This is a genomic window from Micromonospora sp. NPDC051300 (assembly GCF_044455315.1).
Classification (GTDB): Bacteria; Actinomycetota; Actinomycetes; order Mycobacteriales; family Micromonosporaceae; genus Micromonospora; species Micromonospora robiginosa.
Window position 1 is genome coordinate 361,846 of the sequence record NZ_JBITEP010000001.1, and the last position, 19,574, is coordinate 381,419.

Consider the following 19,574-nt stretch of genomic DNA (forward strand, 5'->3'; position numbering starts at 1 on the left):
GCCCCGCCCGCGCCGACGCGCGTCTAGGCTCGCCGGGTGAGCTGGCGGCGGCGGTGGTGCGGGGCGGCGCTGGCCGTCGCGCTGACGGCGGGCGGGTGCACCGCGTGGCACGACGACCGCGACGGGTTCCATCCTGGTGCGGCGGACGCCGGTGACCCGTACGTGCCGGGGGCCGGCAACGGCGGCTACGACGTCGGGCACTACACGCTGGACGTCCGCTACGAGCCGGCGGACGACCGGCTCACCGGCACCGCCACGCTGACCGTCACCGCCACCCGGGCGCTGTCGCGGTTCCAGCTCGACCTGGCCGGTCTCACCGTGGACCGGGTCCGGGTCGACGGCGAGCCGGCGACGCACCGGCACGACGGCGCGGAACTGGTCGTCACCCCGGCGCGCGGGCTGCCGGCCGGGAAACGGTTCACCGTCGAGGTCGCGTACGGCGGGGTGCCCCGCCCGCTGCCCGTCGCCGAGCTGGGCGACGGCGGGTTCCACCACACGCCGGACGGGGCTGTCGCGCTCGGCCAGCCGGAGTCGGCGAGCACCTGGTACCCGGTCAACGACCACCCGTCGGACAAGGCCACCTACGACGTGGCGGTCACCGTGCCGGACGGGCTCGCCGCCATCTCCAACGGCGTGCCCCAGGGGAGGACCAGCGCCGGCGGCCGGACCACCTGGCGCTGGTCGGAACGCTCGCCGATGGCCAGCTACCTGACCACGCTGGTGATCGGCGACTACCGGGTCACCAGCGGCACGCACGCCGGCAAGCCACTCGTCACCGCCGTCGCCGCGGCGCTGCCCGCGGACGGTCCGGCCGCCGCGTCGGTGGCCCGCACCGGCGAGGTCGCCGACTTCCTGGCCGCGCGCTTCGGGCCGTACCCGTTCGACGCGTACGGCGGCGTGATGGTCGCCGACGACCGGATCCGGTACGCGCTGGAGACCCAGACCCGCCCGGTGTACGGGCCGGGCTTCTTCCGGTCCGGCCGGCCGAACACCGAGGTGGTCGCGCACGAGCTGGCCCACCAGTGGTTCGGCGACAGCGTGTCGGTGGCCCGGTGGAGCGACATCTGGCTCAACGAGGGCTTCGCCACGTACGCCGAATGGCTCTGGGCCGAACACGACGGCGGGCCGAGCGTGGCGCGGACCGTCGCCGACCGCTACGCCGCCACCGACTGGTCGAAGCCGTCGGTGGACCCGGGCCGGGCCGGGATGTTCGGCGACGCGGTCTACCAGCGGGGCGCCCTCGCGGTGCACGCGCTGCGCCGGGCGCTCGGCGACGAGGCGTTCTTCCGCGTCCTGCGCGGGTGGCTGGCCGAGCGCCGCGACGGCAACGCCACGACCGCGGACTTCGTCGGCTACGCGGAGCGGGCCGCCGGCCGGCCGCTGCGCGCGCTGCTCGACGCCTGGCTGATCGGCGCGACGCCGCCGGGTCTGCCGTGACGCCGGTGTGCCCGGACTCGGCGGTCGCCGCGACACCGGGCCGGGCGGCCGGCGGGCGGGCCGGCCGTGACGCGGACGTGATCGACAGTCGGTAGGCTGCCGCGGGCGGAACGGCCCGCGGGCAGGGCCGCCGTTCGGGGCCCCGGGAGGGATCGAGGCGATGGCGCGGCGCGGCGGACGACGACGGCTCGGGCTGCTGGCCTGCGGGACGCTGCTGCTGGCCGGCTGCGGGTCGGCCGAGCCGGACCGGAGCGCGGCGGCGCCCAGCGAGCCCGGACCGACGGCGAGCCGCAGCTTCGCGCCCGGGGCGGCCGGTGCCGGCGACAGCTACTTCCCGAGCTACGGCAACGGCGGCTACGACGTCGCGAACTACACGATCAAGGTGCGCTACGACCCGGCCACCGACAAGCTGACCGGCACCACCACGGTGCGCGCCACCGCGACCGCCGACCTGTCCGCGTTCAACCTGGACCTGGCCGGGCTGACGGTCCGCGCGGTCACCGTGGACGGTGTCGCGGCCCGGCACGCCCGCGCCGACGACGAGCTGGTCGTCACGCCTGCCACCGGCCTCACCTCGGGCAACGGCTTCGTCACCGAGATCCGGTACGACGGCAGGCCGGCGGCCCTGAGCACCGAGGCGCTCGGCGAGGGCGGCTGGCTGCACACCACCGACGGGGCGATCGCGCTCGGCCAGCCGGAGTCGGCGAGCACCTGGTTCCCGGTCAACGACCACCCGTCGGACAAGGCCACCTACGACGTCGAGATCACCGTGCCGAAGGGACTCACCGCGGTCTCCAACGGCGTGCCGAAGGGAAAGTCGACGGCCGGTGACTGGACCACCTGGCGCTGGGCGGAGGGCTCGCCGATGGCCAGCTACCTGAGCATGGTGGCGATCGGGAAGTTCCGGGTCACCACCGCCGAGCACAAGGGACGGCCGGTCTTCAGCGCGGTCGCCGCGGCGCTGCCCGAGGGCGGCGCGCCGGACCGCTCGATCGCCCGCACCGTCGAGGTCGCCGACTACCTGGAGAGCATCTTCGGGCCGTACCCGTTCGACGCGTACGGCGGCGTGGTGGTCGCCGACGACCGGATCCGGTACGCGCTGGAGACGCAGGCCCGCCCGGTCTACGCCGCCAGCTTCTTCCGGCGCGGCGACAACACCGACGTGGTGGCGCACGAGCTGGCCCACCAGTGGTACGGCGACAGCGTCTCGATCCAGCGCTGGCAGGACATCTGGCTGAACGAGGGGCTGGCCACGTACGCGGAGTGGCTCTGGGCCGAGCACACCGGATCGTCGACCGTCCAGCGCACGTTCGAGCAGACGTACGCGGCCGCGTCCGGCCTGGTGTGGCGGACGCCGCCGGGCAAGCCGGGGGTGGAGAACCTCTTCGGCAGGTCCGTCTACGACCGGGGCGGGATGACCGTGCACGCGTTGCGGGTGGCGGTGGGCGACGCCGCGTTCTTCACCATCCTGAAGACGTGGGCGGCGGAGCGGAAGAACGGCAACGCCACCACCGCGGACTTCGTGGCGCTCGCGGAGCGGGTGTCCGGCAAGAAGCTCGACAAGCTCTTCGACGCCTGGCTGTTCGGCACCGAGCGGCCCGCCCTCCCCAAGGCGAAGTAAGGGCAGCTCAGGTCTTGACGCGCAGGGAGGGGTGGGCGGCCAGGTAGGCGTCGACCTTGCCACCGCGCAACGCGGTGAGGAAGTCGCGGCCCGCCTTCTGGAGTTGCTCGCCGCGGTAGGCCCCGCCGCTGCCCACCCCGGAACCGGGGAGCCCGACCAGGGTGATCCGGCCCGCCGGCATACCACCCAGGGCGTACGCGAAGTCGACGAGCTTCCGCCCGCCGCCGACGTACACCAGGGTCCTGCCGAGCGCGGCGACCACCTGCTCGACCCGCTGCGGGTCGCGGGGCGCGCCCTGGCCGAGGAGCTTGCCGGCGAGCGCGCGGATCAACTGCTGCTGGTGCCGCTGCCGGGTGTAGTCGCCGCCCGCGGTGTAGCGCTGCCGGGCGTAGTCGAGCGCCTGCCAGCCGACCAGGTGCCGGTCGCCCTTCTGGTAGACCATCTGCGGCCCGGTGTAGCCGCCGCCGCCCAGCGGTCGCATCTTTCCGTCCGGCCGGCGGTGCCGAGACTCGACCTTCTGGTCGACGTAGAGGTCGACGCCGCCGAGCGTGTCCACCAGCTTGTCGAAGCCGCCGAAGGTGATCACCGCGCCGGCGTCGATGCGCAGTCCGGTGTAGCGGGAGACGGTGGCGCGCAGCAGCTCGTACCCCTGGGCGGTGCTGGGGTGGGCCTTGTCGCCCGGCACCCGGCTGCCGTAGCTCATCGCGTGGGTGAGCTTCGTCTTCCCGCCCGGGTAGCGGGCCTTGGGGAAGGCCGGGATGTCGACCACCAGGTCGCGGGGGAGCGAGAACAGGTACGCGCGGTCCAGCCCGGCGGGCACGTGCAGCACCAGCACGGCGTCGGCGTGCGGTTCCCAGCCGGGGATGCTGACCCGGGTGTCGACGCCGACGAGCATCAGGTTGAGCGGGCCGGTCAGGTCGGCACCGGGCGGCGGGGTGGGGCTGGCGCTTGTCGGCGCCGGGGTGGGCGAGCCGGGTGACGAGGTGGCCGGCGCGGCGGCCCGGGTCGGCGCGTGGTTGCCGACCAGCCGGGTCGTCACCACCGTGCCGCCGGCGACCAGCAGTGCCGCCACCAGGGCGGCCAGGCCGAGCAGGCGTCGTCTCGTCACGCGTTCTTTCCTCTCCCCGTGGTGTTCGACGCGTCCGGGCACCCCGAAGGTTGCACCGGTGGCCGGAGCGCTCTGCATGATCTGCGAAAAACCCGTGCTGGCGCCATAGCTACCCGTCGGTAATGATGCGTTCATGCGCTATGACGTGGTCGTCATCGGGTCGGGCTTCGGCGGCAGCGTCACCGCGCTCCGGCTGGCCGAGAAGGGCTACTCGGTAGGCGTTCTGGAGGCCGGCCGGCGCTTCGCCGACGACGAGTTCCCGAAGACGTCCTGGCAGGCGCGGCGGTTCCTCTGGGCGCCGAAGCTCGGCTGCTTCGGGCTGCAACGGATCACCCTGCTCCGCTCCGCCGACCGGAAGGCCGGCGGCGGGGTGATGGTGCTCTCCGGCGCCGGGGTCGGCGGCGGGTCGCTCGTCTACGCCAACACGCTCTACGAGCCGCTCGACGCGTTCTACGCCGACCCGCAGTGGCGGGACATCACCGACTGGCGCGACGAGCTGGCCCGCCACTACGACCAGGCGAAGCGGATGCTCGGCGTCACCACGTACCCGATCGACACCGGCGCGGACCGGGCCATGCGGGCGGTGGCCGAGCGGATGGGGGTGGCCCACACGTTCCACCCGACGCCTGTCGGCGTGCACATCGGACGGCCGGGGCAGCGGGTGGCGGACCCGTACTTCGGCGGCGTCGGGCCCGACCGCACCGGGTGCAGCCACTGCGGCTCGTGCATGACCGGGTGCCGGCACGGCGCGAAGAACACGCTCGTGAAGAACTACCTCTGGCTCGCCGAACGGCTCGGCGTCCAGGTGCACCCGCTGACCACCGTCACCGCCGTGCGGTCGGAGGAGGCCGGCGGCTACGCGGTGCACACCGAGCGGACCGGGGCCTGGCTGCGCAAGCGCCGCGCGGTGATCCACGCCGACCAGGTGGTCTTCGCGGCCGGCGCGCTCGGCACCCAGCGGCTGCTGCACGAGATGAAGGCGACGGGCGCACTGCCGGCGCTGTCGCCCCGGCTGGGCGAGCTGACCCGGACCAACTCGGAGGCGATCCTCGGCGCGTCGGTCGGGTCGGGCGCGGCCCGGCGGCGCGGCCTGGACTTCTCCGAGGGGGTGGCGATCACCAGCTCGTTCCACCCGGACCCGCAGACCCACATCGAGCCGGTCCGCTACGGCAAGGGCTCCAACGCGATGGGCCTGCTCCAGTCGCTGCTCGTCGACGGCGGGCCGCACCGGGTCCGGCGGTGGCTGGGCAGCATCGTCCGGCAACCGGGGCTGGCCGCGCGGATGCTGTCCGTGCGCGGGTGGTCCGAACGCACCGTCATCGCGCTCGTCATGCAGTCGGTCGACAACTCGCTGACCACCCGCTGGCGGGGGAGCCGACTGGTCTCCGGCCCCGGCCACGGCGCGCCCAACCCGACCTGGATCCCGGCCGGCAACGAAGCGGTCCGGATGCTCGCCGAGGAGATCGACGGCACCCCGGGCGGCGCGGTGACCGAGCCGTTCAACATCCCGATGACCGCGCACATCCTCGGCGGCGCGGTGATCGGCGCCACGCCCGACGACGGCGTGGTCGACCCCTGGCACCGGGTGTACGGCCACCCGGGGCTGCACGTGGTGGACGGCGCGGCGGTCTCGGCCAACCTCGGCGTCAACCCGTCGTTGACGATCACCGCGCAGGCGGAGCGGGCGATGTCGTTCTGGCCCAACAAGGGCGAGCCCGACCCGCGCCCGGCGCCCGGCTCCCCGTACACCCGGGTGGCCCCGGTGCCGCCGCGCACGCCCGCGGTCCCCCCGCACGCTCCCGCCGCGCTGCGGTGAAAGGAGGGGCCCCCTTTTAACGCCTCCGGTAGAGGCGGGGCCCCTTCTTAACACCTGGCGAGCGACGCGCCGCCGGGGCGCGTCCGCGTGGCCGGTGACTGTCGGTAGGCTTTGCGCACATGAGCACGCCTCGCCCCGTCCTCGTGGTGGACTTCGGAGCCCAGTACGCCCAGCTCATCGCGCGCCGCGTACGCGAGGCGAAGGTCTACTCGGAGATCGTCCCGCATTCCATGCCGGTGTCCGAGATGCTGGCGAAGAACCCGGCCGCGATCATCCTGTCCGGCGGCCCGGCCAGCGTCTACGCGCCGGACGCGCCGCAGATCGACGCCGGGATGTTCGACGCCGACGTGCCGGTCTTCGGCATCTGCTACGGCTTCCAGGCGATGGCCCAGGCGCTCGGCGGCACGGTCTCGCGCACCGGCAACCGCGAGTACGGCGGCACCCCGCTGCGCCCGCGCCTGACCGAGCCCGGCGTGCTGCTGCGTGACCTGCCGGCCGACCTGCCGGTCTGGATGAGCCACGGCGACTGCGTGACCGAGGCGCCGGCCGGCTTCACGGTGACCGCCGAGTCGGCGGGCGCCCCGGTCGCCGCGTTCGAGGACCTGGCCGGCCGGCGGGCCGGTGTGCAGTTCCACCCCGAGGTGGGGCACACCGCGCACGGGCAGGAGATGCTGACCCGCTTCCTCTACGACATCGCCGGCGTCGCGCCGACCTGGACGCCCGAGAACATCATCGACGAGCAGGTGGCCCGGATCCGCGAGCAGATCGGCGACAAGGAGGTCATCTGCGGCCTCTCCGGCGGCGTCGACTCGGCGGTCGCGGCGGCGCTGGTGCACCGGGCGGTGGGCGACCAGCTCACCTGCGTCTTCGTCGACCACGGGCTGCTGCGCGCCGGCGAGGCCGAGCAGGTCGAGAAGGACTACGTGGCGGCGACCGGCATCAAGCTCAAGGTGGTCGACGCCCGGGAGCGGTTCCTCGGCGCGCTCGCCGGGGTGACCGATCCGGAACAGAAGCGCAAGATCATCGGCCGGGAGTTCATCCGGGTCTTCGAGGCCGCCGCCCGGGAGGTCGCCGCGCACGGCGACGTCGAGTTCCTGGTGCAGGGCACGCTCTACCCGGACGTGGTGGAGTCCGGCGGCGGCACCGGCACCGCCAACATCAAGAGCCACCACAACGTCGGCGGCCTGCCCGAGGACCTGAAGTTCTCGCTGGTCGAGCCGTTGCGCACGCTGTTCAAGGACGAGGTCCGCACGATCGGCCTGGAGCTGGGGCTCCCCGAGGCGATGGTGTGGCGGCACCCGTTCCCCGGCCCCGGCCTGGCCATCCGCATCATCGGCGCGGTCGACGAGGAGCGCCTCGCCCTGCTCCGCAAGGCCGACCTGATCGCCCGGGAGGAGCTGACCGCGGCCGGCCTGGACCGGGGCGTCTGGCAGTTCCCGGTGGTGCTGCTGGCCGACGTCCGCAGTGTCGGCGTGCAGGGCGACGGGCGCACCTACGGGCACCCCGTGGTGCTGCGCCCGGTCTCCAGCGAGGACGCGATGACCGCCGACTGGTCCCGGCTGCCCTACGAGGTGGTGGCCCGGATCTCCACCCGGATCACCAACGAGGTCGCCGAGGTCAACCGGGTGGTCCTGGACGTGACAAGCAAGCCGCCGGGCACCATCGAGTGGGAGTGACGCCGGGTCAGGCGGCGGGCGGCGGCCCGGCCTGCGGCCCCGGGTCGGCCGGCGGGACCGGCGGCCAGCCGGGCGCGGTGCCCGGCGGGTGCGGCCAGGCGGGCGCGCCGGCCGGCTCCTCGGGCATCAGGAACCACATGATCGGGTACGCGAGCGTGGCGAGCCCGCCGGTGAGCACGGTGGCGGTCGCGAAGACCACCCGGACGAGCGTGGGGTCGAGGGCGAAGTAGCGGCCGAGCCCGCTGGCCACCCCGGCGACGATGCGGTCGCTGACCGGGCGGCGGAGCTGCTTGTACGGCGCCTGCGAGGGGTTCGTGGAGGTCATGTCTCCACGGTCCCGCGCCGGCCGGCGGGTGACCTCGGTGACCGCCCGGAGGCCTACCCTGACCCGCCCCTGAGACGCCAGCGAAGAGTCAGGAATCTGACTCTTTTCGATGGAGGTAACCCGGTCCGGGGAGAATTTGCTTCCGTGACCACCTCGCTGGAGCCGCTGCGCAGGATCGCGGCATACGCAGTTTGTGCTGATTCAAACGGCCGAGTGTTGCTGGTCCGCGCATCGGAGCGCTCCGGCACCCCCGGCACCTGGTCCCTCCCCGGAGGGGCGGTCGACCACGGTGAGGACCCCAAGCACACAGTCGTCCGGGAGACCGCGGCCGAGACCGGGCTCTCGGTGGCCGTCGCCGGCCTGCAGGACGTGCTCGCCGACATGCGGGCGCTGCCCGAGCGACGCATCACCATCCACACCGACCGCCTGCTCTACACCGTCTCGGTGCGCGGCGGGACGCTCACCGAGCGGGTGGACCGCCCCACCGACCTGGCCCGCTGGTTCACCGTCGACGAGGCCCGGAAGCTGCCGCTGCGGTCGTTCACCGCGCGCGCCCTGGGCCTCCCCACCTCCAGCGCCGACATCGTGCCGGAGGAGGTCCCCGAGTTCCCGTCGTTCTACGCCGTCCCCGGCCCGGACGGGCTGCACCGGGCGCAGCGTTTCGCCGCGTACGCGGTGGTGACCGACCCGGAGGAACGGGTGCTGCTGACCCGGGTCTCCGACGGCTATCCGGGCGCCGGGTGCTGGCACCTGCCCGGCGGCGGCACCGACTACGGCGAGCAGCCGGCCGCCGCGCTGATCCGGGAACTGGTGGAGGAGACCGGGCAGACCGGCCGCCTGGTCGAGCTGCTCGGGGTGGCCAGCCACCGCGACGCCGCCTCGCTCGGCCCGGAGGGCTACCCGATCGACTGGCACGGCGTCCGCGCCTTCTACCGGGTGGTGGTCGACCAGCCCGCGCCGCCCACCGTGGCCGACGTCGGCGGCTCCACCTGCGAGGCCCGCTGGTTCCGCCGCGAGGAACTCGGCGCCCTCCCCACCGACCGCCTCACCGAGGTGACGGCCGAGGCCGTCCAGGCCGCCCACCTCCTCTGACCCGCGCCCCCACCGCCCTGGCCCGGCGATCATGAGGTTGACAGGACGAAATGTCCGTCCCGGGACCGCTAACCTCATGATCGACGCAGGGACGGACGGGGAGGCGCGGGGTGGAGCAGCGGCGGCGGGTGGCGGCGTTCGGGGTTCTGCGGGACGTGGGCGGGCGGGTTCTGCTGGCGCGCGGGGGAGCCCGCTGCCCGTACCCGGGGGTGTGGCAGCTTCCCGGCGGCGGGGTCGAGCACGCCGAGCACCCGGCCGACGCGGTGGTCCGTGAGTTCGCCGAGGAGACCGGGCTGACCGTGGCGGTCGTCCGGCTCGCCGACGCGGTCGCCGACGTGGCCGTCGACCAGCCCGGCGGCGTCGCGATGCACACGGATCGGTTGATCTTCCAGGTCGAGGCCCGGGGCGGGCGGCTGCGGCCCGAGCCGGACGGCGGCAGCGACGAGGTGGGCTGGTTCGAAGCCGAGGAGGCGGCGGCCCGCCCGCTGATGCCGTTCACCGCCGAGCTGCTCGGCCTGCCGGTGACGCCGTTGCCTGCCGACCTGCCCCGGGGGCTGCCCGCCGCGCCGACCGGCCCGGCCGCCGACCGCCGGCAGCGCTTCGCCGCGTACGGGCTGGTCACCGACCCGGAGGACCGGGTGCTGCTCACCATGATCGCCGAGGGCTATCCGGGCGCCGGCCGGTGGCACCTGCCCGGGGGCGGCACCGACCACGGCGAGCAGCCGGCCACCGGGCTGCTGCGCGAGCTGGTCGAGGAGGCCGGTCAACTGGGCCGGGTGGTCGACCTGCTGGACGTGGACAGCCGGCACACGCCGGGCGCGCTGGGGCCGGAGGGACGCCCGCTCGACTGGCACGGCATCCGGGTGGTCTACCGGGTTCGGGTGGACGTGCCGACCGAGGCCGTGGTGACCGAGCAGGCCGGCGGCTCCACCGCCCGGGCCGCCTGGTTCACCCGCGAGCAGGTGGGAGGTCTGTCGATGACCGAGGTGGCGGCCCGAGCCGTCCGGCGACGGGTGACGTGAACCGCTCACCGAGCCGCCCTGGGCCACCTCCGGTACAGTCAGGAGTTGGGACAGGCCGATAAAATTGGGCGTTGAGGCCCGAGATGGGAATGATTGAGCGGTTCGCGCGGTTAAGGGAGTTATAAGTACCGCCGGCAGCTATACCCAAGCCCTTGTTCCCTGTGCAATGGTGTACTCCGCAAATGGGCTGCCGGGCCCGAAAGGTCCGGCACGAGACAGCCGGACACCCGCCCCGACGTGGGCGGCCAGTCGATCCGGTGATGGAGGAAACGTGCCGAGAGCCCCATGGCGCCGGCGTCGTACGACTGACAGTCCGCGCCCCGCAGGGCGTCGCTGGGCGGGCCGGTTGCGCCGCAGCAGCACGTTCGCCCGCCAGGTGCTTCTGGTCCGGGTGGGCCGCCGTGACGGCCTGGCCGGTTCCGGGGTCGACCTGGTCACCCCCGACCACCGCTACGCCGACCGCCAGCGCATCCGCTACCCCCGGCTCGACGCCGAGATCGAGGCGATCCGCCCGATCAGCCCGGCGCTGCCGGTGACCGCGCCGGTCGACGACTCGCCGGCGATGTCGATCCCGCTCCTGCCGGGTGAGCGCACCAATGCCCGGCGCGCCAAGTTCGCGCTCGTCAACGCGTGCACCCTGAGCAGCCTCATGCTCGGCATGCTGGCCATCTTCCTGGCCATGCAGGGCGAGGTGCGGCTGGCCGCGGTCTGCCTGATCGCCTGCGTCGCGTTCGACGGGCTCGACGGCGCGCTGGCCCGCAAGCTCGGCGTGGCCAGCCCGTTCGGCGCGCAGATGGACTCGCTCGCCGACATGTGCTCGTTCGGCCTCGCCGCGCCGGTGGTGGTCTACGCCTCACTTGCCGGTTCGGTGCCGCCGGCGGCCGCCGCGGTCGCCTGCGCCCTGGTCGCGGCCTGCGCGGCGATCCGGCTCGCCCGGTTCAACGTCTCGCCGAAGGACGGCCGCTTCTTCTGCGGCGTACCGACCACCATGGCGGCGGCGGTGCTCGCCCTGACCGTGGCGATCGGCGTACCGGTCCCCGGGCTGGTCATGGTCGCCGGCGTGGCGCTGCTCGCCTTCGCCATGGTGTCGAGCTTCCCCTACGCCAAGCTCGCCCGGCTGCTGAAGCTGCCGCCGTGGCTCTGGTTCGTCCCGGTGGTCGGCGCGCTCGTCGACATCCGGCTCACGTTCGCCCTCGTGGTGGTGGGCTACCTGGTCAGCGGCCCGCTGCTCTGGCTGCACCAGCGTCGCGCCGCCTGAGCCGACCGACACGTACGACGCGAAGGGGCGCCGCTCTCGCGAGCGGCGCCCCTTCGTCGTGTGCTCCCGGTGTCAGCGCCAGCGGGCCATGACCGTGGACCCGCCGACCACCTTGTCGCCCGGGCCGACAAGCGGATCCGCGGCGTCGGCCGGCAGGTAGACGTCGGTACGCGAGCCGAACCGGATCAGACCGAACCGCTCACCCTTGGCCAGCAGCGAGCCGACCGGCGCCCGCTGCACGATCCGGCGGGCGATCAGGCCGGTGCGCTGCGCCACGACCACCGTGCCGCGGTCGGTGTCCAGCACCGTGTACGCCGCCACGTTGTGCTCGGCGTCCGGCTTCATGGCGTTGACGAACCCGCCGTCGGCGACGAAGTAGTCGACCACCTTGCCGGCCACCGGCGCGCGGTTGACGTGCACGTCCAGCACCGACAGGAAGACCGCGATCCGGAGCCACTCGCCGTCGCCGAAGCGCTCGTCGGTCAGCCGCTGCACGGACAGCACCTGACCGTCCGCGGAGGCGACCACGGCCGACGGGTCCTCCGGGACGTCCCGCTCCGGGTCGCGGAAGAACGCGGCCACCGGGCCGACGGCCAGCGCCGGCACCAGCCACAGCTTGGACTTCGGCCGGGCGGCCCGGGCCAGGGCGGCCAGGCCGAGCGTGATGCCGGCGGCGGCCACCCCGTTGGAGTCGATGTGCATCTGCCGGGTCACCGGCACGCTCGACGGCCGGTACGCCGGCGAGAGCGACGCGGCCAGCGCGGCCGGCGCCGGGGTGAAGCGCAGGTGGTGTACGCGTACCGGCGGCGAGTTGCGCAGCACCACGTCGGTGCGGACGCCGTGCAGCACGCCCTGCCGGTCCAGCTCGGCGCCGGCGCCCTCGGTGCGGAACAGCGGCGCGGCGACGCTCAGCACCGCGCCCTCGGCGAGATATTTGGACAGCCCGTCCACCGCGGCGCGGGCCTCCTCGGCGGTGCCGGTGAACGGCTCGGCGACGACCACCACCGCGGCGGCGTCCGCCTCGGCGAGCGTGTCGACCACGCGTACCCGGTCGGCGACCCAGCGACCCTGGGCGGTCACGTGCTCGCGCAGCGCCGCCGCCGCGGCCCCCTCGGCCGGCACGACGATCAGCCGGTCGCCCGGGAGCAGCGCCTCGATCGCCGCGGCCAGCACCGCGGACTCCGGCGTCGCGCCGACCAGCAGGCCGGCCTTCGAGTCGTTACGCCGGGCGAACTCGGCGACGAGCGTACGGGCGGCACGCTCGCCGAGGCGGACCGCACCGGACGGACCGGTGACGCGCACGGCGGGGGACTGGGTCATCTCGGATGAACTCCTGACGAGGTAGAGACGGACGGGGGACCGCCGGTGTCGCGACCGGCCGGGACCGGGAACGCCGGGCACGGTCACCGGTGGCACGGACCGGACGGCAGCGGCGAGATCTCCCGCGACCAGCATAGGCCGCGCCGCCGGGCTCCCGCACCGGCGAGGTCAGACCGTCGGCTCCCCGGAGGACCGCCGCCCGGCGGGCGGTTCCCCGGCCCCCGGGTCGACCGGCGGCAGCTCGCGGGTGACCGGGTCGGACCGGTCCCCGGGGTCGAGGACGGGCGGTTCGCCGGCCGGCGGCCACGTCGTCTCCGGGTCGGCGGGCCGGTCCTCCCGCACCGGGACGGGCACGTCCCCCACGGCGTCGGTGGCCCACTCGTCGGCCCCGTCCGGGAGCGTGGCGGCGCCGGTCGAGGTGCCGTCGCGGTACGGCGCGGCCACTGTCGCCTCCGCCTCGCCCGGCTGGTCCGCCTGGTCCGGCCGTGCCGACGGGGTGCGGACCGAACGCAGCGCGCCGACCAGGCCGAGCAGCCCGACCACCACCAGCCCGCCGGCCAGGAACCAGCCGACCGGCGGCACGGCCAGCCCGAGGATCCGGGCCAGCAGCCACCAGAGCGCGAGCCCCAGGAAGACGAGGCCGAAGGCGAACGAGACGATGTCCGTCCGGTGGGCCTTCACCGGGTCACCTCCAGATTTCCGGCGTTCAGGTGGACGTAGAGACGCAGGGCGCCCCCGCCGGCGCCGTCCGCGCCGGTGTCGGTGCTCTCCCAGTGGCGGCCGTCGAGCCCGCCGGTGTGCCGGCCGAAGACGGACGCCTCGCCGGCGTTGACGTCGGCCACCGTGGTCACGTCCACGTCCGGTGGCACGACCACTGTCGCGTTGCCCAGGTTCACCTCGACGGTCACCTGGATGTCCTGCTTGTCGAAGTCGATCCCGCGCAGGTCGAGCACCGCGTCGCCGAAGTTGTTCTCGTACCGGTCGGCGAGGTCGCGTCGGTCGGTCGGGGCCCAGGTGACGTTGCCGTCGATGCCCCGGACCCGGTCGTAGGACTCGGCGACGGTGGCGACGCCGAGCGCCGCGGCGGTCACCAGACCGAGAGCGATCAGCCACCGCGCCCGACCGAACCAGGTGCCCACGAGCAGCCCGAGGCCGATGGTGGCCAGCGCCGCGGCGAAGTAGCCGGCCGCGCCGACCGGGAACACGTCCATCAGGTCGAGCATCGCCACCACGCCCAGCGCCAGGAAGATCAGCGAGAAGGTGATCGCGCCGAGCGGGGAGCGTTCCTTCGGCCGCTTCGGCGGCCGGGGCGGCCGGGCGGGCGGGACGGCGGGGGGCGACCCGGCGTACGGGCCGTGCGGGGCGAACGGCGGTCGGTAGCCGCCCGGCGGCAGCGGGGCGCCGATCGGCGCGGGCGGCGGCACCGCGGCCGGCTCGCCGACCGGGGCGCCGGTGGTCGGCGCGGCGGGCCAGGCCGGCGCGGCGCCGGAGGTCGGCCACGCGCCGGTGTCAGCGGCCGGCGCGGAGACCCCGGGAAGCGCCGCGGTCGCCGGCTCGGACCGGACCGGCCGGGTGCCGGCCGCGGCGGGCCACCCCGGCGCCGGCAGCGGCGTGGCCGGATAGCCGGGCTCGACCGGACCGGACGGCGTGGGCGGGTAGCCGGGCTCGGCCGGGCCGGACGGCGTGGGCGGGTAGCCGGGCTCGGCCCGGCCGTACGGGATGGGCGGATAGCCCGGCTCGGCCTGGACGCCGGACGGTGCGCCGCCGCCGGGCGGGGCGGCGGGCCACCCCGGCGGGGTGACCCCGACCGGCTCGCCGGAGCGGGGGCGGGCGGCGGCGCCGGGCGGCGTCACGTGCCCGCCGGGCCAGGGCGTACCGGCCGGCCCGCCCCAGGGCGGCGTGGCCGGCGGCACCGGGCCCGGCGCGGCGCCGCCCCGGGAGGCGAGGCCGCGCTGCTCGCGGTTGAGCATCAGCGCGCCGCCGATCAGGATCACCGCGCCCAGCAGGATGGCCCGGAAGCCGTCGGTGACGACGTACGCGAAGCCGACCGCGACCACGATGCCGAGCACGATCACGGTGATCGGCGACATGCTGGAGCGGCCCCGGCCGAGCATCGACTCCACCGGCGAGGCGGTGTCCCCCTCGCCCGGGATGATCAGCCAGGCGGCGAGGTAGACGAGCAGCCCGATGCCGCCGAAGAAGCCGAGCACGGCCAGCAGGACGCGCCAGAGCACCGGGTCGGTGTTGGTGGCCCGGCCGACGGCCGCGCACACCCCGGCCAGGTAGCGGCCCTCCCGGGGGCGGACCAGCCCGTAGCGGGTGGTGAAGCCGGCGGCGCCGGGCGGCGGAGCGTACCCACCGGGTGGTGGGTCGGCGAACGGCGCGCCGCCGGGTGGCGGCGGGGCGGTGTCGTCGGCGGTGGGTGCCGCCCCGGGCGGGGGCGGCGGCGGATCGTCCTGTGCTGCCGCCCAGGGACGGGGCGGACGGGCAGCGTCGTCGGTCATGCCTCCGATACTGCGGCCCCGGCCGGCCGGACGACCTCAGGAACCGACCCTGACCCCACCCTGAGATCCGCCGATGGTGAATGTCCGGGGCGTCCCCGTGGTCCGGGGCCTGCCCAGCGTGTGACGATCGGTTCGTCGGCCGCCGCCGGCACCTCCGCGCCGACCCGGGAGCCTGAGATCACCAGCACCGTCACGCCGCACCCCCCACGTCTCTACCGGGCCACCGAGCACCGGTTGGGCGCCGGGGTGGCCGCCGGCATCGCCGAGCACCTGGGCATCCCGGTGCTCCGGGTCCGGGTGGCGTTCATGGTGCTGCTCGGGCTGAGCGGTCTCGGCCTGTTGCTCTACGCCGCCTTCTGGGCGGTGGTCCCGCCCCGGCCCGGCGACACCGCCGTCCCGCCCCGCCGCGATCTCGCCCAGTTGCTGCCGTTCGTGGCGATCGGGCTGGGCGTGCTGCTGCTCCAGGTGGTCGCGTTCGACTCGGTCGGCGCGGCCGGCACCGCCGGTTGGCTGGTGGCGATCATCGCGGTCGGCGCCGGTGTCATCTGGCACCAGTCCGGGCCGGAGCGGCGCCGGCAGTGGGGCGACTCCGCGGTGCCCTGGCTGGGCGCGGTGGTGGAGGAGAGCGACCGGCGGGCGTTCGTGCTCCGCTTCATCGGCGGCGGGGTGCTCGTCGCGGTCGGCATCATCGGCGTGGCCGCGGTCTACTCGCCGGCGCAGAACTTCGACGCGGTGCTCAACGGCGTCATCTTCGCGCTGGTCGGGCTGGCCGGCGTGGGTGTGGTGACCGGCCCGGTGCTCTGGCGCACCTGGAACCAGCTCCGCTCCGAGCGGGAGGGGCGCATCCGCGAGCAGGAGCGGGCCGAGCTGGCCGCGATGGTGCACGACCAGGTGCTGCACACGCTCGCCCTGATCCAGCGCAACGCCAGCGACGTCAAGACGGTGCAACGGCTGGCCCGGGGTCAGGAGCGGTCGCTGCGCAACTGGCTCTACAAGCCGACCGCCTCGCCGACCGAGCGCTTCGCGGCCGCCCTGGAACAGGCCGCCGCCGAGGTGGAGGACACGTTCGCGATCACCGTCGAGGCGGTGGTGGTCGGCGACCGGGAGACCGACGAGCGGGTCGGCGCGCTGGTCGCCGCCGCGCGCGAGGCGCTCGTGAACGCGGCCCGGCACGCCGGGGTGCAGACCGTGTCGCTCTACGCCGAGGTGGAGCCCGAGCAGGTCAGCGCGTTCGTCCGCGACCGGGGCAAGGGCTTCGACCCCGATACCGTGGAGAATCACCGACACGGCGTCCGGGGCTCGATCATCGGACGGATGAAGCGGCACGGCGGCCGGGCGGAGATCCGGTCCGAGCCCGGAGAGGGGACCGAGGTCCGGCTGATCCTGCCGATCAGCGGCTCCGGCTCCACGGCGGAAAGGGACAAATGACCATGTCCGAGCAGGAACCGGTCGAGGGCGCGACGCCGCGCGGGCCGCTGCGGGTGTTCCTCGTCGACGACCACGCGATGTTCCGCGCCGGCGTCCGCGCCGAGCTGGGCACCCGGGTCGAGGTGGTGGGCGAGGCCAGCTCGGTGGCCGAGGCGGTGATCCGGATCGCGGCCACCCAGCCGGACGTGGTGCTGCTCGACGTGCACATGCCCGACGGTGGCGGCCGGGCCGTGCTGGAGGCGATGCGGCGGTCCCACCCGCAGGTGAGGTTCCTGGCGCTGAGCGTGTCGGACGCGGCCGAGGACGTGATCGGGCTGATCCGGGCGGGCGCCCGGGGCTACGTCACCAAGACCATCTCGCCGGACGAGCTGACCGACGCGATCCGCCGGGTGGCCGACGGGGACGCCGTGTTCAGCCCGCGCCTGGCCGGGTTCGTGCTTGACGCGTTCGCGTCCCGGCCGGACGCGCCGGTCGCCGACCCGGAGCTGGACCAGCTCACCAACCGGGAGCGCGAGGTGCTGCGGCTGCTCGCCCGGGGCTACGCGTACAAGGAGATCGCCAAGGAGCTGTTCATCTCGATCAAGACGGTCGAGACGCACGTCTCCAACGTGCTGCGCAAGCTCCAGATGTCGAACCGGTACGAGTTGTCCCGCTGGGCCGCCGACCGCCGGCTGGTCTGAGCCCGCGACTCCCGGGGCTCATCCACCCGGGCGGTGACCCTGTCCGCACAGCCGAAGGTGCCATCGGCCGGACGGGCAGAACTGTCCGTGGCGGAGGCCGGTCCGGGAGGCGTCGTCGCGCGTCTGGGCGTGCTCCCCGCGCCGGAGGTACCGGATGGTGTCGATCGGTGTGGGCACGTCTTACCTGTTCAGGGACGTGCGGTGCGCGACGTTTGTGATCTTTTCTCAAGTATCGGCAACGTGGCGAGCAACTAACGGCTTGATAACGGCACCTTCACGGAAAGGGCCGGTGGGTGTCACAGTGGCAGCACCTCACCCCCCGGTGTGAGGCATCTCGTCGGGCCTGCCGACCACGTGACGCCGCCACCAGCGCCGCCCCGTGGTCGTCGCCCCTGCGCGATGTCCTCGTCGAAGGGTGTGGCGCCCGGCGGATCGGTACCCCTGGGGTGTCCCGATTTCCTCTGCGGTAAACCGGCGTCCTGTGGTTCGGGACGTCGGCGGTGTCACCCCCCACACGTGCGTGAAACCCACGACGGAACCAGGTTAAGAAAGAGGAGGCCCCTCGGAATGAGAGTCTCGAAGCGGGCGAGCGGCGCGCTCGCGGTGGGCGCGGCATTCGCGCTCATCGCGTCCGGCTGCTCCAGCGGGAACAACGACGGTGGCGACGCCGGCGCCAGCTCGGACGGCGCGATCGTCATCGACGGCACCCAGCCGGAGAACCCCCTGGTTCCGGCGAACACCACCGAGACCGGTGGCGGCAAGATCATCGACTGGCTGTGGAGCGGCCTGGTCGAGTACCCCAACAACGGTGGGGCGCCGCAGAACCTGCTGGCCGAGTCGATCGACACGAGCGACTCGAAGGTCTTCAAGATCAAAATCAAGCAGAACACCAAGTTCCACGACGGCACCACCGTCAAGGCCGAGAACTTCGTCAAGGCCTGGAACTGGGCGGCCTACGGCCCGAACGGCGCGCAGAACGCCTCCTTCTTCTCCGACATCCAGGGCTTCGGCGACGTCTACACCGAGGACCCGGACGGCCCGGACGGCCCGAAGAAGGCCCCGGAGCCGAAGGCCAAGGAGATGACCGGTCTCAAGGTCGTCGACGACTGGAACTTCGAGGTCACCCTCGGCGCCCCGACCGCCGTGTTCCCGACCAAGCTCGGCTACAGCGCCTTCATGCCGCTGCCGGACGCGTTCTTCTCCACCACCCCGGCGGAGTTCGGCAAGAAGCCGATCGGCAACGGCCCGGTCAAGCTGACCGCCTGGCAGGACGACGTCGAGATCAAGCTGACTCGTTTCGACGACTACAGCCTGCGCGACAAGATGAAGATCAAGGACGTCACCGTCAAGATCTACCAGGACGACACGGCGGCGTACAACGACCTGCTCGCCAACAACCTGGACTTCCAGCAGCAGGTCCCGGTCTCGTCGCTGGCCGGCGACAAGTGGAAGACCGACCTGGGCGATCGGGCGATCTCCACGACGATCCCGTCGACCGGCATCATCGCCTTCCCGATCTACGACAAGCGCTTCACCAACGCGAAGCTGCGCAAGGCGATCTCGCTCTCCATCGACCGGCAGGCCATCACCGACAAGATCTTCTTCGGTAACCGCAAGCCGGCCGACAGTTGGGCCAACCCGCTGACCCCGGGCGCCGCGCCCGGCAACTGCACCGCCTGCAAGTTCGACGTGGCGCAGGCCAAGCAGCTCCTCCAGGAGGCCGGTGGCTTCCAGGGCAAGCTGACCCTGTCGTACAACGCGGACGCCAGCCACAAGGAGTGGATGGAGGCCGTCGCCCAGCAGATCAAGACCAACCTGGGCATCGACGCGGTCGCCGTCGGCGTGCCGACCTTCGCGGTCTTCCGCGCCAACATCAACAACTACAAGATGACCGGCATGTACCGCGCCGGTTGGCAGCAGGACTACCCGGACGTGGAGAACTGGATCAACCCGCTCTACGTGACCGGCGGTTCCTCGAACGACGGCAAGTACAGCAACCCGCAGGTGGACGCCCTCGCCAAGGAGGCCTCCGCGGCCCCCAGCATCGAGGAGGCCCACAAGAAGTTCGCCGAGGCCGTCAAGCTCATCGACGAGGACGTCCCGACGATCCCGATCTACTTCAGCGGCGAGCAGTCCGGCCACTCGGAGAAGATCAAGAAGCTGGAGCTGACCAACGTCGGCGAGCTCGACATCACCTCGGTCGAGCTCTGATCCGAACGGTCTGACCCCGGGTCGGGCTCGCCTCACCGGTGAGCCCGGCCCGGGGCCGTTCCGCGAGGGGGTGTAC

At 73.7% G+C, this 19,574-nt stretch carries 14 protein-coding genes and 1 pseudogene; 10 read left to right on the forward strand and 5 right to left on the reverse strand.

What is annotated here, in order from left to right; translation table 11 throughout:
- The first annotated feature begins 36 nt into the window (after window positions 1–36).
- Together ACIA5A_RS01840 and ACIA5A_RS01845 are read left to right on the forward strand one after the other, a co-directional pair.
- Window positions 37–1,437, forward strand: coding sequence for a M1 family metallopeptidase (locus ACIA5A_RS01840; protein ID WP_396755394.1), 1,401 nt, complete (start codon window positions 37–39; stop codon window positions 1,435–1,437).
- 160 nt (window positions 1,438–1,597) lie between these two features.
- Window positions 1,598–3,058 (forward strand): M1 family metallopeptidase, encoded by a 1,461-nt coding sequence (locus ACIA5A_RS01845; RefSeq protein WP_396755396.1) that lies wholly within the window; start codon window positions 1,598–1,600, stop codon window positions 3,056–3,058.
- A gap of 7 nt (window positions 3,059–3,065) precedes the next feature.
- Here ACIA5A_RS01845 and ACIA5A_RS01850 read toward each other — a convergent pair whose 3' ends face one another.
- Window positions 3,066–4,166 carry an LCP family protein gene (locus tag ACIA5A_RS01850; protein ID WP_396755398.1) on the reverse strand — a complete coding sequence of 367 codons (1,101 nt, stop codon included), beginning with the start codon at window positions 4,164–4,166 and terminating at the stop codon, window positions 3,066–3,068.
- 133 nt (window positions 4,167–4,299) lie between these two features.
- Here ACIA5A_RS01850 and ACIA5A_RS01855 point away from each other — a divergent pair, with 133 nt between their 5' ends.
- Window positions 4,300–5,982 carry an FAD-dependent oxidoreductase gene (locus tag ACIA5A_RS01855; RefSeq protein WP_396755400.1) on the forward strand — a complete coding sequence of 561 codons (1,683 nt, stop codon included), beginning with the start codon at window positions 4,300–4,302 and terminating at the stop codon, window positions 5,980–5,982.
- Window positions 5,983–6,101: 119 nt separating this feature from the next.
- Window positions 6,102–7,658 carry a glutamine-hydrolyzing GMP synthase gene (gene guaA / locus ACIA5A_RS01860; RefSeq protein WP_396755402.1) on the forward strand — a complete coding sequence of 519 codons (1,557 nt, stop codon included), beginning with the start codon at window positions 6,102–6,104 and terminating at the stop codon, window positions 7,656–7,658.
- A 7-nt stretch (window positions 7,659–7,665) separates the two neighbouring features.
- Here the strand turns inward: guaA and ACIA5A_RS01865 are convergent, their stop codons facing one another.
- Window positions 7,666–7,983 carry a PspC domain-containing protein gene (locus ACIA5A_RS01865; RefSeq protein ID WP_396755404.1) on the reverse strand — a complete coding sequence of 106 codons (318 nt, stop codon included), beginning with the start codon at window positions 7,981–7,983 and terminating at the stop codon, window positions 7,666–7,668.
- Window positions 7,984–8,127: 144 nt separating this feature from the next.
- Here ACIA5A_RS01865 and ACIA5A_RS01870 point away from each other — a divergent pair, with 144 nt between their 5' ends.
- From ACIA5A_RS01870 to ACIA5A_RS01880, 3 genes are all read left to right on the forward strand, one after another.
- Entirely contained in the window at window positions 8,128–9,075 is a 948-nt protein-coding gene (locus tag ACIA5A_RS01870; RefSeq protein ID WP_396755406.1) for an NUDIX hydrolase, read from the forward strand.
- 110 nt (window positions 9,076–9,185) lie between these two features.
- The gene (locus ACIA5A_RS01875; protein ID WP_396755408.1) at window positions 9,186–10,097 is read left to right on the forward strand and encodes an NUDIX hydrolase; all 912 of its coding nucleotides are present in this window, start codon (window positions 9,186–9,188) and stop codon (window positions 10,095–10,097) included.
- Between the two features lie 346 nt (window positions 10,098–10,443).
- The gene (locus ACIA5A_RS01880; protein ID WP_396755410.1) at window positions 10,444–11,355 is read left to right on the forward strand and encodes a CDP-alcohol phosphatidyltransferase family protein; all 912 of its coding nucleotides are present in this window, start codon (window positions 10,444–10,446) and stop codon (window positions 11,353–11,355) included.
- 72 nt (window positions 11,356–11,427) lie between these two features.
- On the opposite strand, the gene ACIA5A_RS01885 is transcribed toward ACIA5A_RS01880, so the two are convergent.
- From ACIA5A_RS01885 to ACIA5A_RS01895, 3 genes and pseudogenes are all read right to left on the reverse strand, one after another.
- Window positions 11,428–12,675: a phosphatidylserine decarboxylase gene (locus ACIA5A_RS01885; protein ID WP_396755412.1), complete on the reverse strand. Its 1,248-nt coding sequence runs from the start codon at window positions 12,673–12,675 to the stop codon at window positions 11,428–11,430.
- Window positions 12,676–13,169: 494 nt separating this feature from the next.
- Window positions 13,170–13,356, reverse strand: a pseudogene (locus ACIA5A_RS01890) (hypothetical protein); the annotation flags it as partial.
- Window positions 13,353–15,179: a PspC domain-containing protein gene (locus ACIA5A_RS01895; RefSeq protein ID WP_396755414.1), complete on the reverse strand. Its 1,827-nt coding sequence runs from the start codon at window positions 15,177–15,179 to the stop codon at window positions 13,353–13,355. The gene ACIA5A_RS01895 and the pseudogene ACIA5A_RS01890, both read right to left, overlap by 4 nt.
- Before the next feature lie 177 nt (window positions 15,180–15,356).
- Between ACIA5A_RS01895 and ACIA5A_RS01900 the strand changes: the two genes are divergently transcribed.
- From ACIA5A_RS01900 to ACIA5A_RS01910, 3 genes are all read left to right on the forward strand, one after another.
- A complete protein-coding gene (locus tag ACIA5A_RS01900; protein ID WP_396755833.1) occupies window positions 15,357–16,607 on the forward strand; it encodes a PspC domain-containing protein in 1,251 nt (416 codons plus the stop codon).
- A gap of 2 nt (window positions 16,608–16,609) precedes the next feature.
- Complete coding sequence (locus tag ACIA5A_RS01905) at window positions 16,610–17,287, forward strand: response regulator (protein ID WP_396755416.1); 678 nt, start codon at window positions 16,610–16,612, stop codon at window positions 17,285–17,287.
- 567 nt (window positions 17,288–17,854) lie between these two features.
- Window positions 17,855–19,498, forward strand: a complete 1,644-nt coding sequence (locus tag ACIA5A_RS01910) for an ABC transporter substrate-binding protein (protein ID WP_396755418.1) — start codon at window positions 17,855–17,857, stop codon at window positions 19,496–19,498.
- Window positions 19,499–19,574 lie beyond the last annotated feature (76 nt).